Source organism: Myxococcus faecalis (genome assembly GCF_050039385.1).
Classification (GTDB): domain Bacteria; phylum Myxococcota; class Myxococcia; order Myxococcales; family Myxococcaceae; genus Myxococcus; species Myxococcus fulvus.
The window spans coordinates 6,469,258-6,482,972 of record NZ_CP144336.1; the positions used below are offsets into that span (position 1 = coordinate 6,469,258).

General features: G+C 63.1%; 12 protein-coding genes. 7 read left to right on the forward strand and 5 right to left on the reverse strand.

Annotated elements, in window-relative coordinates:
- Positions 1-37 precede the first annotated feature (37 nt).
- The gene (locus VZQ01_RS25960) at positions 38-982 is read right to left on the reverse strand and encodes a haloalkane dehalogenase (RefSeq protein ID WP_426744964.1); all 945 of its coding nucleotides are present in this window, start codon (positions 980-982) and stop codon (positions 38-40) included.
- A 67-nt stretch (positions 983-1,049) separates the two neighbouring features.
- Here VZQ01_RS25960 and VZQ01_RS25965 point away from each other — a divergent pair, with 67 nt between their 5' ends.
- The 4 genes from VZQ01_RS25965 (at position 1,050) to VZQ01_RS25980 (ending at position 4,013) form a co-directional block, all read left to right on the forward strand.
- On the forward strand, positions 1,050-1,961 hold the full coding sequence (locus tag VZQ01_RS25965) for a LysR family transcriptional regulator (protein ID WP_267699408.1): 912 nt from the start codon (positions 1,050-1,052) through the stop codon (positions 1,959-1,961).
- A gap of 169 nt (positions 1,962-2,130) precedes the next feature.
- A complete protein-coding gene (locus VZQ01_RS25970; protein ID WP_408889101.1) occupies positions 2,131-2,397 on the forward strand; it encodes a hypothetical protein in 267 nt (88 codons plus the stop codon).
- A 162-nt stretch (positions 2,398-2,559) separates the two neighbouring features.
- Positions 2,560-3,150 carry a hypothetical protein gene (locus VZQ01_RS25975; protein WP_426744965.1) on the forward strand — a complete coding sequence of 197 codons (591 nt, stop codon included), beginning with the start codon at positions 2,560-2,562 and terminating at the stop codon, positions 3,148-3,150.
- A 161-nt stretch (positions 3,151-3,311) separates the two neighbouring features.
- Positions 3,312-4,013 (forward strand): hypothetical protein, encoded by a 702-nt coding sequence (locus VZQ01_RS25980; RefSeq protein WP_223747071.1) that lies wholly within the window; start codon positions 3,312-3,314, stop codon positions 4,011-4,013.
- 50 nt (positions 4,014-4,063) lie between these two features.
- Here the strand turns inward: VZQ01_RS25980 and VZQ01_RS25985 are convergent, their stop codons facing one another.
- Together VZQ01_RS25985 and VZQ01_RS25990 are read right to left on the reverse strand one after the other, a co-directional pair.
- Positions 4,064-5,530: a hypothetical protein gene (locus VZQ01_RS25985; RefSeq protein ID WP_426744966.1), complete on the reverse strand. Its 1,467-nt coding sequence runs from the start codon at positions 5,528-5,530 to the stop codon at positions 4,064-4,066.
- Between the two features lie 72 nt (positions 5,531-5,602).
- Positions 5,603-6,400 carry a TetR/AcrR family transcriptional regulator gene (locus tag VZQ01_RS25990; protein ID WP_223747073.1) on the reverse strand — a complete coding sequence of 266 codons (798 nt, stop codon included), beginning with the start codon at positions 6,398-6,400 and terminating at the stop codon, positions 5,603-5,605.
- An 89-nt stretch (positions 6,401-6,489) separates the two neighbouring features.
- Here VZQ01_RS25990 and VZQ01_RS25995 point away from each other — a divergent pair, with 89 nt between their 5' ends.
- Positions 6,490-6,894 carry a VOC family protein gene (locus tag VZQ01_RS25995; protein WP_223747074.1) on the forward strand — a complete coding sequence of 135 codons (405 nt, stop codon included), beginning with the start codon at positions 6,490-6,492 and terminating at the stop codon, positions 6,892-6,894.
- 53 nt (positions 6,895-6,947) lie between these two features.
- Positions 6,948-7,529 carry a pyridoxal-dependent decarboxylase gene (locus VZQ01_RS26000; RefSeq protein ID WP_426744967.1) on the forward strand — a complete coding sequence of 194 codons (582 nt, stop codon included), beginning with the start codon at positions 6,948-6,950 and terminating at the stop codon, positions 7,527-7,529.
- A 15-nt stretch (positions 7,530-7,544) separates the two neighbouring features.
- Here the strand turns inward: VZQ01_RS26000 and VZQ01_RS26005 are convergent, their stop codons facing one another.
- Both VZQ01_RS26005 and VZQ01_RS26010 read right to left on the reverse strand, forming a co-directional pair.
- Positions 7,545-10,547: a DEAD/DEAH box helicase gene (locus tag VZQ01_RS26005; RefSeq protein WP_426744968.1), complete on the reverse strand. Its 3,003-nt coding sequence runs from the start codon at positions 10,545-10,547 to the stop codon at positions 7,545-7,547.
- 527 nt (positions 10,548-11,074) lie between these two features.
- Positions 11,075-11,845, reverse strand: a complete 771-nt coding sequence (locus VZQ01_RS26010; protein WP_426744969.1) for a Hachiman antiphage defense system protein HamA — start codon at positions 11,843-11,845, stop codon at positions 11,075-11,077.
- A 233-nt stretch (positions 11,846-12,078) separates the two neighbouring features.
- Between VZQ01_RS26010 and VZQ01_RS26015 the strand changes: the two genes are divergently transcribed.
- Entirely contained in the window at positions 12,079-13,602 is a 1,524-nt protein-coding gene (locus tag VZQ01_RS26015; RefSeq protein WP_426744970.1) for a pyridoxal-dependent decarboxylase, read from the forward strand.
- Positions 13,603-13,715 lie beyond the last annotated feature (113 nt).

Below are 13,715 nucleotides of genomic sequence, written 5' to 3' on the forward strand. Positions count from 1 at the left end.
CGGAAGTCGAGCAGGCCCTGTTCGGTTCGCGGTGAGCCTACCAGCCCTGATGGTCGAGCCAGCTTCGGAGTGCTTGGGCGATGTCCTCGGGCACGTCCTCCGGCGCGTGGTGGCCCGCCGGGCCGAGGGGGACGATTTCGAGGCGCGGGAACTGGGTGCGGGCCCACTCGATGGTCTTCGGCGCGCTGAGGCTGCCGCCATCGAACGTCAACAGGAGCGCGGGCTTCCCGGTGGGCTGGGCGAGCCAGGCGTCGTAGCGCTCGATGACGGCGGCGACATCGGCGGGGCTGCCGTCGATGGGAATCTCCCGGGGCCACTGGAGCATGGGGCGCCGTGACGCGGCGTCGGGGTAGGGCGCGTAGTAGGCCGCCCGGGCGCTGTCGGTGAGGCCCGTCTTGACGCCGTTGCTGAGCGAGCGCTCGAGGAACTCGTTCTGTTCGAGCACCATCTGCTCGCCGACGCCGGGTGTGCGCAGTGCGCGGAACAGCTTCTCTCCCTGGGGCGGCCATTCGCTCCAGTGCATGGGGCGCAGGAAGGTCTCGAAGACGACGACGCCGCGCACGCGGTCCGGGTGCCGAGCGGCCCAGTCGAGGGCGAGCACGCCGCCCCAGTCGTAGCCGACGAGCACGACGTCGCGCAGACCGAGCGCGTCGAACCAGGCGTCGAGGTATCGCGCATGGTCGGCGTACCGGTAGGCGATGTCGGGCTTGCCGGAGCTCCCCATGCCGATGAGGTCGGGTGCGAGGCATCGACCCTTGTCCGCGAGCTGGGGTGTCACGTTGCGCCAGACGTACGAGGAGGTGGGGTTGCCGTGGAGGAACACGATGGGTGAGCCGGTGCCCTCCTCACGGTAGGAGAGGAAGGAGTCGAGGACGGGGAGTTGGTGGGTGGTGGGCATGGGCGTGGGGTGGGGGATGACGGGTGCGGATGCGTGGCACGCGATGAGCGCGCCGGTGGCGAGCCAGCCGAGCAGTCTGTGCATGGCCCCAATATGTGCCCGGAGCGTCCTCGCTGGCCGTGATGGTTCGTGAGCAGTAACCTCACGGGAAATGAGCATTCAGATCGGGGCCATCGACCTCAACCTGCTCCTGGTGCTCCACACCGTGCTCGCCGAGCGCAGCGTGGTCCGAGCGTCGGAGCGGCTCCATGTGACGCCGTCGGCCATCAGCAACAGCCTGGCGCGGCTGCGTGCGCTGCTCGGAGACCCGCTGGTGACGCGCAAGGGGCGGGGAATCGTCCCGACGCCCAGGGCGCTCGCGTTGGCTCCGGCGATTGGTCGCGGGCTGCGGGAGATGGAGCTGGCGCTCCATGAGGTCCCGTTCGAGCCGGAGCGCTGCACGCAGACCTTCACGTTGGCGGTCGCGGATGCGGGGCAGCTGACGTGGGTGCCGCGCATCGCGGCGCTGATGCGTCGGGAGATGCCGGACGCGCGGCTTTCCGTGGTGGGCATCGACTCGCTCGTGTCGCTGGGGGATTTGGGGTCGGGGCAGGTGGACCTGCACCTGGGGCTCGCGGGGAAGGGGACGGGGCTGCACCTCGAACCGTTGCTGACGGAGCGCACGCTGCTGGTGGCGCGCCGAGGGCATCCGGTGCTGGGCAAGCGGCTGTCCGCGCGGGCGCTGGGAGGGCTCCAGCATGTCCGGGTGGAGATGGTGCCGGGGAAGAGCTTCCGTGACGCCGTGGGGGCCGCGTACGCGCGGGCGGGGATTGCTCGGGAGGTGGTGATGGCGGTGCCGTCGTTCACGGCGGCGGCGGCGGTGGTCGCCACGACGGACCTGGTCGCGACGCTGCCGGAGTCACTGGTCAGCGAGAAGGGGGCGAGGTTCGCGGTGCAGGCGGTGGATGCGCCGATTCCTCCGCACACGGTGCGAATCTCGATGTGCTGGCACGAGCGCACCCACGTGGACCCGGCGGCGCGCTACTTCCGCGAGCTGGTGCGGCGCGGTGTCCTGGCGTCCTGAAGTGGTCCGGGCCGACCCTTCGGCGTGTCTTCGGCGGGCATGATAGAGAATGGGGATGGAGTCGTTGGCGGCGACGTGTCCTCTTCATCCCGAGCGCCTCGCGGACGGGACATGCGGTCGATGTGGCACCTTCGTGTGTGAGGGCTGCCGCAGGTGGCAGGTGGGGAGGATGCTGTGCCTTCGCTGCCACAAGGTGGCGCTGGGGGAGAAGCCATCCAGGAGGGCGACGCTCGCGGTCGTCTTCGCCACGTTGGGGTTCTGCGGATTCGTCCCGGGGCTCGTCGGACTGGTGCTGGGCTACCAGGAGCTGGCGGCCATCCGCGCGGGCACGTCGCCCGGGTCGGGCGAGGGCTGGGCGGTGCTGGCGCGCAACGTGGGGTGGTTCCACCTGGCGGTGCTGGTTGTCATTGGCGTCGGGTTGATGCTCCAGGGGTGAGGGATTTCCGTCGGGTTGCGTGTACGCTTCGCGGTCAGGCCGATGGACTCCATGGAGTCCGAGGGCCGACGTCTTCTGACGCATCAAGTGGGGGCATGAATGGCTACGAGGAAGTTCGCGCTGGAGGCGGGTGGTCCTCAGCGTCTCGAGTTTGTGTGGGGGATGTTCTGGAGGAACTTCACGGTGGTCCTCGACGGCCAGGTCGTGGGAACGTCGGAGGGCGGAGCCTCCGCGCTGAAGAAGGGGGTGCGGTTCACGCTGCCGGACCGGACCGTGCTGGACGTACAGCTCCAGTCCGGAGTGCTCAGCGCGGAGCTGGCGGTGAAGCGCAATGGACTCCCGTTGCCCGGGTCGTCGACGGACCCCGAGCAGCAGATCAAGACCGCGGCCTACATGCTGTATGTCCTGGCGGGCCTGAACACGCTGCTGGGCGTCATCGGCATGCTGACGGCGAGCGAGGAGATGGAGGCGCTCGGGCTGGGCATCGGCTCCATCGTCTTCGGCGCGCTGGTGGCCGTGTTCGGCTTCTTCACCTATCGGGCCACGAGGTTCGGGCCCATCCTCGCGGCCCTGCTGTACATCGGCGACACCGTGGTGACGTTGATGGATTCGATTGATGCCGGTGGCAAACCGAACATCTTCGGATTCGTCGTCCGCGTGTACATCATCGTCACGCTGGTCAAGGCCGCGCAGGCGGCGGGTGAGCTGAAGCGGCGGGAGCAGGAGAACGCCGGCGTGTCACTCCAGCCCTGAGGCTGGATACGTCAGATGTGGGTTGGCTCGTCCCATGCGGGCCATTGTGCACGGCGCAATGGCCCGGTCTCGAGCATCGGAGCGGATGGGGTCGTTGCCACCCTCTGTTGTCGCTCTTCGAAACGAGCCATGCTCTTTCAGCCTTTGGGTTGGAGGGGACCATGGCGATACCCGTGCTGAAAGTGCTGCAGTTGGTTGATGGCAAGGGGCTGCGAACCCTGGCTGCGTTACGGAAGGTGAGTGACCGTCGCGCCGACGCGGAGCTGAGGCAGGCTCTGGCGACGGCCTACAAAGATTCGCTCCAGCAGCTGATTCTCGACCTTGATCGCGAGGCGCTCTATCGGCTGTTGCGTCGCCCATTCCGGTGGAAGGACCGTCGCTACTTCTCGCCGGATATTGGCAGCTATACGCAGGCCCAGATGGTGGCCTTCGCTCGTACGATCTTCATTCAAGGCGAAATCCCCCCAGAGTTCGGAAAAGAGTCCATGAACTCCGAGCTCAATCTGGACGAGCACTTCGTTCGTCCCGTGACGAAGGCGGGCGCCGCACTCAAGACAGCGGCGTCGAAGGGGATGGAATCCGACGAAGAGGTGGGGCACACGGTGGTCGCGCCATCCGTGGGTTATCTCATCGGGCTCTCGCACGACTGGAGCCGGCCTCGCATTGTCAGCGCTGTTCTGCGCGGGCTCGGAATGGAGGTGCCGGAGCGCTTGCGAACCTCCCGTTTCCAGGAGGCCGTGCGCAAGTTGGTGGACCTGGGCATCGAGATGTCCGATGCGGATTCCGGCAAGGTACTGACCCACAAGGACCCCTCGCCTGGAGTCGATGGAAAGGTGCGGCTGCGCAAGATTGCGCGGCCTTAAGGCTCCAGGCGCGAGTCGTCGGATGCAGGTGACGGCTCGCGCCGTGGGACTCAGCGCTGTCCCGACTCCAGGCCCGGGCGGTCGTCGAAGAGCTGGACCCAACGGCCGTCGAAGCCGCCGTTCGCGGGCAGGTACCAGGCCCCCGACAACCAGAAGCCCTGCTCCACGCCGTCCGTCGAGTCCGTGAAGCCCGTGTGCACGAAGTAGTCGTGCTGCCACCAGAACGAGGACGGCGACGTCGTGTAGCCGCTCGCGCTCGCCCGCGTCTGGCCCCGTGAGTCCACCGCCGTGCTCGCGTAGGCGTTGTCGTGGAAGGCGTTGGAGCCGCCCCCTCCGAAGTCGGAGGCGCTGTCGTTCATCTCGTACGTCCCGACGAACCACTTCTTCGCGATGTACCCCTCGCGGTCATCGTCGTTCTCCACGTCCCGCGTCTTGGGGAAGAAGCGCTGCATGCCCGCGCTCACCTCCGTGGCGCCGCCCTCGTTCACCAGCGCGCTCTCCAGGTAGAAGTCGATGGGCCCCGCGTCCAACCAGTGCGTCGCGTAGCCGCCGTGCTGCCAGTGCGTGGGCAGGATGTCCGCCAGGTCCTGGAGCTCATACGTGACGCGCTTCACGTTGGGCCAGGTGATGGTCTTCCCGTTGTCGTAGCGGCTCGCCAGCGCATCCGCCGTCGCGTACGTGAGCGCCCGCGCTCCGAACGCCGCCACCGCGTCCGCCGAGCCCTCCGGCACGAAGGCATAGTGCACGTTCTTCCGCCCGCCATCGTTGTTCACCCCCGCCTCCGCCTTGCCCGCGCTCGCCATCCGCCCCGCGAAGAACGCATACGGGTCCGTCACGAAGCGCAGCTCCTGCCCATGCGCCGCCGCGAGCTTGTCCGACCACTCCGCCTGCCAGATGAGCAGGTGCTTGCCCGTGGCCGTCTGCATGAAGTTCAAGTCCACGTGTCCCGCGCGGCGCACCACGTTGCGCTTGTGCTGCGTCACCACCGCGTACGCCACGGACTCGCCACTGCCCGGTGCGCCCACCGCGTTCGTCACCAGCATCTCCACCCGCTCCCAGTCGTGGAGCTGGTAGTCCCCGGCCGCGTTCTTATCGAGCGCGTGATACACGTGGTAGATGAGCTTCAGGTTCTTGCGCCCATCCATGAACTCGATGAGCGACGTGTAGAGCGTCGGACGGATGCGCCAGGCGTCATACGCGCTCGGCCCCGCCCGCGAGGCGTCCACGTACTGGGGGATGCGCTTCCAGTTCAGCTTGTTGTTGGAGAAGTTCCCGTCCCGGTCGAAGTCGAAGCTCGTCACCCAGTCATAGCCGTGCCGCCCGTCGTCCCCGTTGCCCCGCTTGAGCAGCACGGGCGCGTAGTACTGGAGGAACGCCTGCCGCTGCTCCGTGGTCAGTGTCCACGCCTGCGCGTAGGCGCTCGTGGGCCAGCTCAGCGCCGCGAAGGTCAGGGCCAGCACGCCGTACAGGCCAAGCCGTGAGTACCGGGGAGCACGTCTCGTGATGTCTGGGGTCATGCCCCCAGCAAACCACGGCCTTCCCTCTCAAGATGAGCAAAGCGAGAATAAGTCACTTTCTCGAAAGGGCGCTCATCGGGGTGTGCGAGGAGGGGACCTTCGTGGCTGTCTGGCCTGGATGAGCGCGCCCAGCCCATCGAGGACGCGCTGGAGGCCGAAGCCGAAGGCATGGTCCGGACTGTAGGCGGCCCCGTGGGCTGCTCCCGCCGCGGCCCCCACACGTGAGGCCAGGGGATAGCGGGCCGGGTCCATGACGCGGGCCAGCAGCGGCTCGTTCGCCTTCCACCAGGCCTCCTCGGTCTTCGCCGTCTCGACGGAGGCCGCGCGTGCTCGGCTCGTGCTCCTCGCGGAGGATTCGACGAAGCCCAGCACGAAGGTCAGCGCCGCATCCATCTCGACATCGTCCAGGCCGAGCCCTTCCAGCGCGCCGAGCTCGTGCTCGTACTTCGCCATCAACCCAGGGCCCAGGGGCGGGCGACTGGTGGCGATGTCGCTCATCCAGGGGTGCCGCTCGTACAGCGCATGGTTGTCGCGGGCCACCGCCTCGAGCCGGGCGCGCCAGCCCGTGTCCTCGGGCGCGCGACGCGGCATGTCCGCGTAGAGCTGGTCGAGCATCAGGTCCACCAGCTCCGCCTTGCCCGGGACATACGTGTAGAGCGTCATCGGGCCCACCGAGAGCCGCTCGGCCAGCTTGCGCATGGTCAGCGCTTCCAGGCCCTCCAGGTCCGCCAGCTCCACCGCCGAGGCGATGATGCCGTCGACGCTCAGCGTCGGCTTGGGCCCCCGCTGCCCCGCCGAGGGGACGTCCTTCCTCCAGAGCAGCTCCAGCGTCCGGGCGGGGTCCCCCGCGCCGCTGCGATGTGTCGCCATGCGCTCTCCAGTGCCAGAGCCCGCCTTGACTGGCTACTCCGTACATTGTACGTATATTCTCGTCCACATCGAGCCGGAGGCCTGTCCGCATGCGCATCACCGCATCCGCCATCTCGCTGAATGTCGAAGATGTGTCCGCGTCCGCGGCGTTCATGAAGCGCCACTTCGGGTTCACGGAGGACATGTCCGCGGACGGGTTCGTGTCCCTGTCGCGCAAGGACGCGGGGTTCAACCTCATCTTCCTGCGCACGGGGCTCGAGTCGCTCAAGCCCGAGTCGCTCAAGCACCGCAAGGCGGAGGGCATCCTCGTCGCGTTCGTCGTCGACGACATCGACGCCGAGTACCGACGGCTGCAGGACGAGGGCGTCCGAATCCTCACGCCCATCGAGACCGAGCCCTGGGGCGAGCGCTTCTTCCAGGTCGCGGATGACAATGGCGTCATCCTCCAGCTGGTCCAATGGATGCACCCGCCTCCGGAAGGCGTGGTGAGTTGAGGCCGCGCGGCGACCTGCTTGAAGCGACCCGAGGCTCGTGCGAGGTGTCGGCCATGCGCGACGAATCGAACCGTGGTGATGGCGGCGTGCCCCATCTGAGCCCCGAGGAGTTTCGTGAGCTGGGCCACCGGCTGGTGGACTGGGTCGCCGACTATCAGCAGCGGCTGGAGTCCTTCCCCGTGCGCTCGCAGGTGGCGCCGGGGGAGGTCGCCTCGAAGCTGCCCCTGCGTCCTCCGGAGGAGGGGCTCGACGGGGTGAAGGGCTGGGATGCGGTCCTCAAGGATTTGGAGGACGTCATCCTGCCGGGCGTGACGCATTGGCAGTCGCCGTCGTTCTTCGCGTACTTCCCCGCGAATGCCTCGGGGCCGGCGGTGCTCGGGGAGCTGTTGTCGGCGGGCCTGGGGGTGCAGGGCATGCTCTGGTCCACCAGTCCGGCTGCGACGGAGCTGGAGACGCGCGTGGTGGATTGGCTCGTGGACCTGACGGGGCTGCCCGAGGACTTCCGCTCCACCTCCGCGCGAGGCGGCATTCCGTGTGGCGGGGAACCATGTTGCTCCCCGCTGTTCAGTTGCGGCCGGCCATCCGAGCTGCCCATCGAAGCGACACTCGGATCGAGTTCTTTGCGAACAGTCTAAATTAGTCGTGATGCACTAGTCGATCGGGCCAAAGCAACTAGCGGTGATCTGTCTTTTGTCCACAGTTGCTCGTGCGAATATGCAGTGCGCTTCGACGTTAGGTGGCCAAGTCTTCGCCTTGCCGAGAATCTGATAATCAGGAGTACAGATAAGCAGTTCTGGGTCGGTAGAGGTTCGTATGATTCTCAAGTCGGAACCAGAAAGAACTGAGCTTGAGTCAACTGTCCAGACTACGTCAATTAACTCCTCCCATCGCCCCCACTCTCGGTTCCGTTCGTGCTGCCTGCTTTGAATGAAAGTGTCCCAGATGATTTGTTTCTCGGTGCTTGACCAGTAGCTTCCTGTTGCTATGACAGGTGCGATACTTCTCAAGTACAGATCGAGGCCCCGAGGGTTGGTGAAATTTCCAGGAAAATCTTGCAGGAGTTGCAATGCTATTTCTCGCGACGGGAACCCCGACTGGAGAAAGATTGCAGCCTGGAGCGTTGGCACTCCGTATGTAAGTGCCCTTGATGTTGCTCCATTAAGCAGAGAAGCCAGCGGATGTTCTAGTATCGCAGCTTGAGCCCTGACTGCCTCTAGCGCCCAGACCATGCGATATACAAGCCCATCTTGAACAAATTCAATGTAGTTTGGTCCCTGGATAGAAACCTGTGCGGCGAGTGGGGTGCCGCGCAGCCAGTGTGCAGTTGCTAGTTTCCAATCGGAAGGGCGGTCTTTGGGAGAAGTGGCGAATTTAGGAATGTCCGATAGGTGTTCGATTAAGGAAATGGTGTGTAAGACTGCATCCTCTGTGTTCCCTGTCGTGAACGACAAGTCTGCGCGAGCGAGTTCGTCGGCGAGAGTATCTAGGATGCTGCTCATGGCTCCGCCCGTGCTTTGGCCTACGCTAGAGGCAAAAAGAGCTCTTCGTTGGGGCGGGGTTGTATTTGACCAAAGCCATTCAGCTCTGCTGCTGAGGAGACCTTTTATAGCCCCTTGGACTTCGGGTGGTTCACGAACTAGATGGCGACGCCACAATGAGCTTTGAAGCGTGTCGTCTAGGCGCTGAGCTATTTCCGAAGGAGGGCAGTCTAGTTGCTCGACGGATGCAAGTATTGCGGTGTCTAAGCTGTCGAGTAGTTCAATTCCTGTGTGTTCGCTCTTGTCGTCGTCATTGCCCGGAGGGTGCTCTGATGATGAGGGCTTACGTGTGTACCAAGTGTCGTCTGAATCCCACACCCCTGAGGTGTTGAATATGTACTCTTCAAGCTCAGCCCAGGAGCAATCACCCAAGTGATGGCGAAGCCGCTCAGCCAATTCAGCAACGAGTTCGACTAGGCCACTCTTTAGTTGCCGAGTTTGTGCTGCAGAGAGCAAGCTCTCGAACTCGCGTTGTTTTTTTGTCTGCTTGGTGTGGGATTTGTCGGAAATGGGGTATATGGAGAGACCATCCAAATCGACAAATGCGCGACCTGCTCGCCCCATTACATTGGATAGCTCCTCGGGTGGTATTAATGTTGGGATGCGCGTGGATCTTCCGTTGCTTGTTACGACTTTGCTGCCGCGATGAATCCCTCTGAGAATGAGAGCACTGCATGAGAGGTCGATGCCTTGTGCTAAGGTTGGTGAGGCGAATGCTACTTTGAGATACCTAGCAGCGAGCAGGTTTTCGATTTCTGCCAGGAACGCACGAGGTAGGCCGCCATGGTGAACTGCTAATCCGTGGTGTAGTGCGCGCACGGCAGTGTGCTCCTTGCCTAGGTACTCATTGCCGATGGCAATTGCGCGTGCTAATAGGTTGTGTGCGTCGGTCTTTACTGGGATGGCTGGTGCGTGTTTTTGTTTTATAAGTGTGATGTATGTCCGAGCAAGGGCTTCAACGGACCGTCGCTGGGGGCAGTAAACGAGAACTGAGTGTTGATCTGTGAGAAGGCGCTTAATGAGTGCTGCAACGAGTTCGTTGTCGTTTTGAGGGAAATCATTCTTGCGTTGTTTGGTCGCGGGCTTTTCTTCTTCGAGAAACTGCGGGACGAAAGGTTCTTCGTCAACAAGGAAGTCCAGGCGGCCGTTTGGTGCGTTCCAACGCAGGACGGCGGGGCGCTGTCTGGTTGGGCGCCACGTTGATTGCACTGGCCCTCCAGGGGAGTCAGACCGCAACCATGCAGTGAAATCGGAGAACGCCTCTCCGGGGGAGAAGATGGCAGACAAGCAGACCAATCTCCTGTTGGAGGCATCTGCTCGACTTAGAAGTCGTTGAACAAGAACTTCGTATCGTACTTCTCGAGCTCCGAGTCCAATCATATGGCCCTCGTCGAGTACGATTAGTCCGACTGTGTTGAGAAGGTCTGGCTGCTGTCGGATCGAGAAGTCTAGTTTCTCTGGAGTGGCTACGACAATGTCATCTTTATCGAGCGCTTCTATATCCGCATTTGCAACACCGCTTGCGCCATAGAGTGCCGAGACTGAGTAGCCGAGAGGGCGGAAAGTCCGAGCAAGGGTCTGTTCGACTTGCGCAGATAGGGCACGCAGCGGGGTTACGTAGATAACGCGTAGCTTGTCCGCCAGCGTTCGGAGGATGCAGAGTTCGGCAATTCGAGTCTTCCCAGCGCTGGTGGGGAGTGCGACAATCAGATTGTCGCTCGTGTTCACCGAACGAGATGCTGCTTCGACCTGTGAGGGCCAAAGATCCGTTGCGGCGACCTGCTTGCTTAGTTGGAGTGCAATGAAGTCTCGTCGAAGCTCTTGCCAGTGCGCGCTGGCTGGGCCTTCGATTGTCGGAGGCAGCCTTGCGTGAAGGTTAAAGCTCCATAAGTCCATGGCAAGATGTCGTGCCAGTGTATTGATCCACCATAGCGGGACATGCTGTGCCTGGGTTGCTGCAGTGCAACCGGCAGTGAGCCGTTCAAGAGCTGTCTTGAATGTGTCGTGACTTCCTGTGGTCAGTGAGAAGTCGAGGAGCCCAAGTGCTCGAAATAGATTCTTTGTTATTGAGAGGGCAGCCAAGTCCTCAATGTCGAAACTATCGTCTTCGCTCATCAGCCGAGCCGCGACGGTAGATTCGGCGAGTGCTGAGTCTAGGAGTTTACTAGAAAGAAAGGCTCTTAAGTCTTGAAAATTGCGCCGCAGAATGAGCGCGAGCGCTTTTTCCGAAGACGAGAGATTGAGTTGATCTAGCTGGTGAGGAATTAAGCAGAACGAGCGAGCGGCATACCGTGCTAAATGAAAGCTCGCGGCCGCTACGAGTAAATGGAAACCGCGTACGGGATTGGTGGGAGGCCCTTTCCTAACGGCGAACTCAATGGCTTCTGCTGCGGAGAGTAATGCTTTGTTTATTGTGGTTGTGTCGCCTGAGAGTTCTCGAAGACGCAATGCTGATGCGAGAACTGAGTAGCCATGATCGAGAAGATCGGAAGTGAGACTCTCTGAGAATGCCCTTACGCCAGGGGGCGTGTTTCCGTCTTTCCAAATCAGCGCGCGCGCATCTCCTTTGGCGAGAAGCCGGTTTCTCGCGCCTGGTGTGAGTAGGCGATTTAGGCGTGCTTCAATTTGCTCTCTGGTTTCACTCATAGTGAGCTGAAGATGTCTTCAATCAGTGACTGGTGGTTGGTTACGCGAAACCCGACTAGTTTTCGGGTGATGTTGTTTTTGGCGGGGGCAGCGTGAGGAGTTAGTGCTGTCAGTGGATCGTTTTCAGAAAGGGTAAAGATGAGGTGCTCAATATTCTTGAGCAAAGGGGGTTTCTCTTGTAGGGAGTTGAATATTCGGGCCATGGAGTCATTGTTGGTTTCGTCCAGCCTTCGGGCGACGAATGACAACGACGCCGGGTTAGGTCTTCCGTCATGCTTTTCTAATGCGGTGCAGGCTGTCTTGACGACGCTTTGGGCAATGCTTTTCTTGCTTTTTACCTCACCCTTTAAGACTTTTAGGGGGGAGCCCTGTGGGGAGATGACGATGGCTATTATGTCGTCCCCTCGCATCGCGAGATTGCGATCGTCTTTGTATCTTAGTTTTCGGATTGGAATAGTGTATTGGGTGAACTGGGTGACGTATTCTGTTGCTAGGATTTCGGCGAGGTCTCCTGAGCGTACTCTCTTGGTTTGTGGTAGGGCTGTGCGAACCTTTTCAAGGGCGTACGAGAATTCGCCGGTGGCTTCGATGCTCTTGATGAGATCTAGGCTGTGGTAGTGGTTTGCTATTGTGAGCTTGAGGGCGTTCCATATGGCGGTTCGCGCGCCGGGACGTTCGGTGTGGATGTGTATGTTGGGTGGAAGTCCTGGTGAGGTGAGCTTTTCGCTCAGCCAATCTTTCAGAGAGACGTTTTCTGGGGTCTTCAAGTTCCCTCCATGGGCACCTCAGGCTCGCAGAGTTGACCACGCGTGGCTTCTGCGGAATAGGAGGTTGATGTGACCCAGGGTGCGGGTCGGCGTTGACGGTAGGTTGCGTGTTGGGACATGATTGCTGGTTGTAGTCTCTCCGTCTGGATTGAGAGTTGGTTCGGTCGATATAGCTCCGAGAGCTTCTCAATGAGTGCTTGTGCTCCAATTGGCGCTCGTGCGAGGGGGCTCCCATGCGCGACGAATCGAACCGTGGTGATGGCGGCGTGCCCCATCTGAGCCCCGAGGAGTTTCGTGAGCTGGGCCACCGGCTGGTGGACTGGGTCGCCGACTATCAGCAGCGGTTGGAGTCCTTTCCCGTGCGCTCGCAGGTGGCGCCCGGGGAGGTCGCCTCGAAGCTGCCTCTGCGTCCGCCGGAGGAGGGGCTCGACGGTGTGAAGGGTTGGGATGCCGTCCTCAGGGATTTGGAGGACGTCATCCTGCCGGGTGTGACGCATTGGCAGTCGCCGTCGTTCTTCGCGTACTTCCCCGCGAACGCCTCGGGGCCGGCGGTGCTCGGTGAGCTGCTGTCCGCGGGGCTGGGTGTGCAGGGCATGCTCTGGTCCACGAGTCCCGCAGCGACGGAGCTGGAGACGCGCGTGGTGGACTGGCTCGTGGACCTCCTGGGGTTGCCCGAGGACTTCCGCTCCACCTCCGCGCGAGGCGGCGGTGTCATCCAGGGCACCGCGAGCGAGGCCACGCTCGTGGCCATGGTGGCGGCTCGGGAGCGCGTGCGTCGTTACGGCGCCCCCGCGAACTCCGAGTGGGTGGCCTATGCCTCCACCCAGGCCCACTCGTCCGTGCTCAAGGCCGCCATGCTGTGCGGCGTGGCGCACGGCGCGGAGGACACGACGCATGTGCGGCTCATCGAGACGAACGACCGCTATGGGATGCGGCCCGAGCTGCTGGAGCGCGCCATCCTCGAGGACCTCGGCGCGGGGCGCGTGCCCTTCTTCGTCTGCGCCACCGTGGGCAGCACGTCATCCGGCGCGGTGGACCCGGTCCGCGCCATCGGCGAGGTGATGGCTCGCACGCCGGTGCGCTCCACCGGTGGTTGGCTGCACATCGACGCGGCGTGGGCGGGCTCGGCGCTGGTGTGTCCCGAGCACCGGGGTTTGCTCGACAGCATGAACCGGGTGGACTCGTTCGCCTTCAACCCGCACAAGTGGCTGCTCACCAACTTCGACTGCAATGCCTTCTTTACGCGCGACCGGCAGGCGCTGCTCGACGCGCTCAGCGTGACGCCGGAGTACCTGCGCAACGCCGCGAGCGCGAGCGGCGCGGTCATCGACTACCGCGACTGGCAGGTGCCACTGGGTCGCCGCTTCCGTGCGCTCAAGCTGTGGTTCGTGCTGCGTCACTACGGCGCGAAGGGGCTGCGCGCGCACATCCGTGAGCATGTGCGCCTGGCGCAGTGCTTCGAGTCCTGGGTGAAGGAGGATTCGCGCTTCGAGCTGGCCGTGCCCCGCTCACTGTCGCTGGTGTGCTTCCGCTTGAAGCCGCTTCCGGGTGAGGCAGTGAAGGACACGGATGCGAGGAACCGCGAGCTGCTGGAGCGCGTGAATGCCTCCGGCAAGGTGTTCCTCACGCACACGGTGTTGCCCTCGGTGGAAGGAGCGCCCGCACGGTACGTGTTGCGGATGGCCATCGGCGCGGCGACGACGGAGGAGCGACATGTGCGTGCCGCCTGGGAGTTGCTCGTCGCCTCTGTCCGCTGACACCGCGTGCGAGGGAATACACGCGCGAAGGGCGTGCCCTTCGGCCGACGGCGCGCCCGCGCGAACGCAGATGAGGCTGGAGGGCTCTTCTCCCGTCCGCTGACACCGCGTCC

Excerpts from the sequence above, each read along its gene's own strand:
- VZQ01_RS25960 (WP_426744964.1), bottom strand. The coding sequence starts at position 982 with ATGCACAGACTGCTCGGCTGGCTCGCCACCGGCGCGCTCATCGCGTGC.
- VZQ01_RS25965 (WP_267699408.1), top strand. The coding sequence starts at position 1,050 with ATGAGCATTCAGATCGGGGCCATCGACCTCAACCTGCTCCTGGTGCTC.
- VZQ01_RS25970 (WP_408889101.1), top strand. The coding sequence starts at position 2,131 with ATGCTGTGCCTTCGCTGCCACAAGGTGGCGCTGGGGGAGAAGCCATCC.
- VZQ01_RS25975 (WP_426744965.1), top strand. The coding sequence starts at position 2,560 with ATGTTCTGGAGGAACTTCACGGTGGTCCTCGACGGCCAGGTCGTGGGA.
- VZQ01_RS25980 (WP_223747071.1), top strand. The coding sequence starts at position 3,312 with ATGGCGATACCCGTGCTGAAAGTGCTGCAGTTGGTTGATGGCAAGGGG.
- VZQ01_RS25985 (WP_426744966.1), bottom strand. The coding sequence starts at position 5,530 with ATGACCCCAGACATCACGAGACGTGCTCCCCGGTACTCACGGCTTGGC.
- VZQ01_RS25990 (WP_223747073.1), bottom strand. The coding sequence starts at position 6,400 with ATGGCGACACATCGCAGCGGCGCGGGGGACCCCGCCCGGACGCTGGAG.
- VZQ01_RS25995 (WP_223747074.1), top strand. The coding sequence starts at position 6,490 with ATGCGCATCACCGCATCCGCCATCTCGCTGAATGTCGAAGATGTGTCC.
- VZQ01_RS26000 (WP_426744967.1), top strand. The coding sequence starts at position 6,948 with ATGCGCGACGAATCGAACCGTGGTGATGGCGGCGTGCCCCATCTGAGC.
- VZQ01_RS26005 (WP_426744968.1), bottom strand. The coding sequence starts at position 10,547 with ATGAGCGAAGACGATAGTTTCGACATTGAGGACTTGGCTGCCCTCTCA.
- VZQ01_RS26015 (WP_426744970.1), top strand. The coding sequence starts at position 12,079 with ATGCGCGACGAATCGAACCGTGGTGATGGCGGCGTGCCCCATCTGAGC.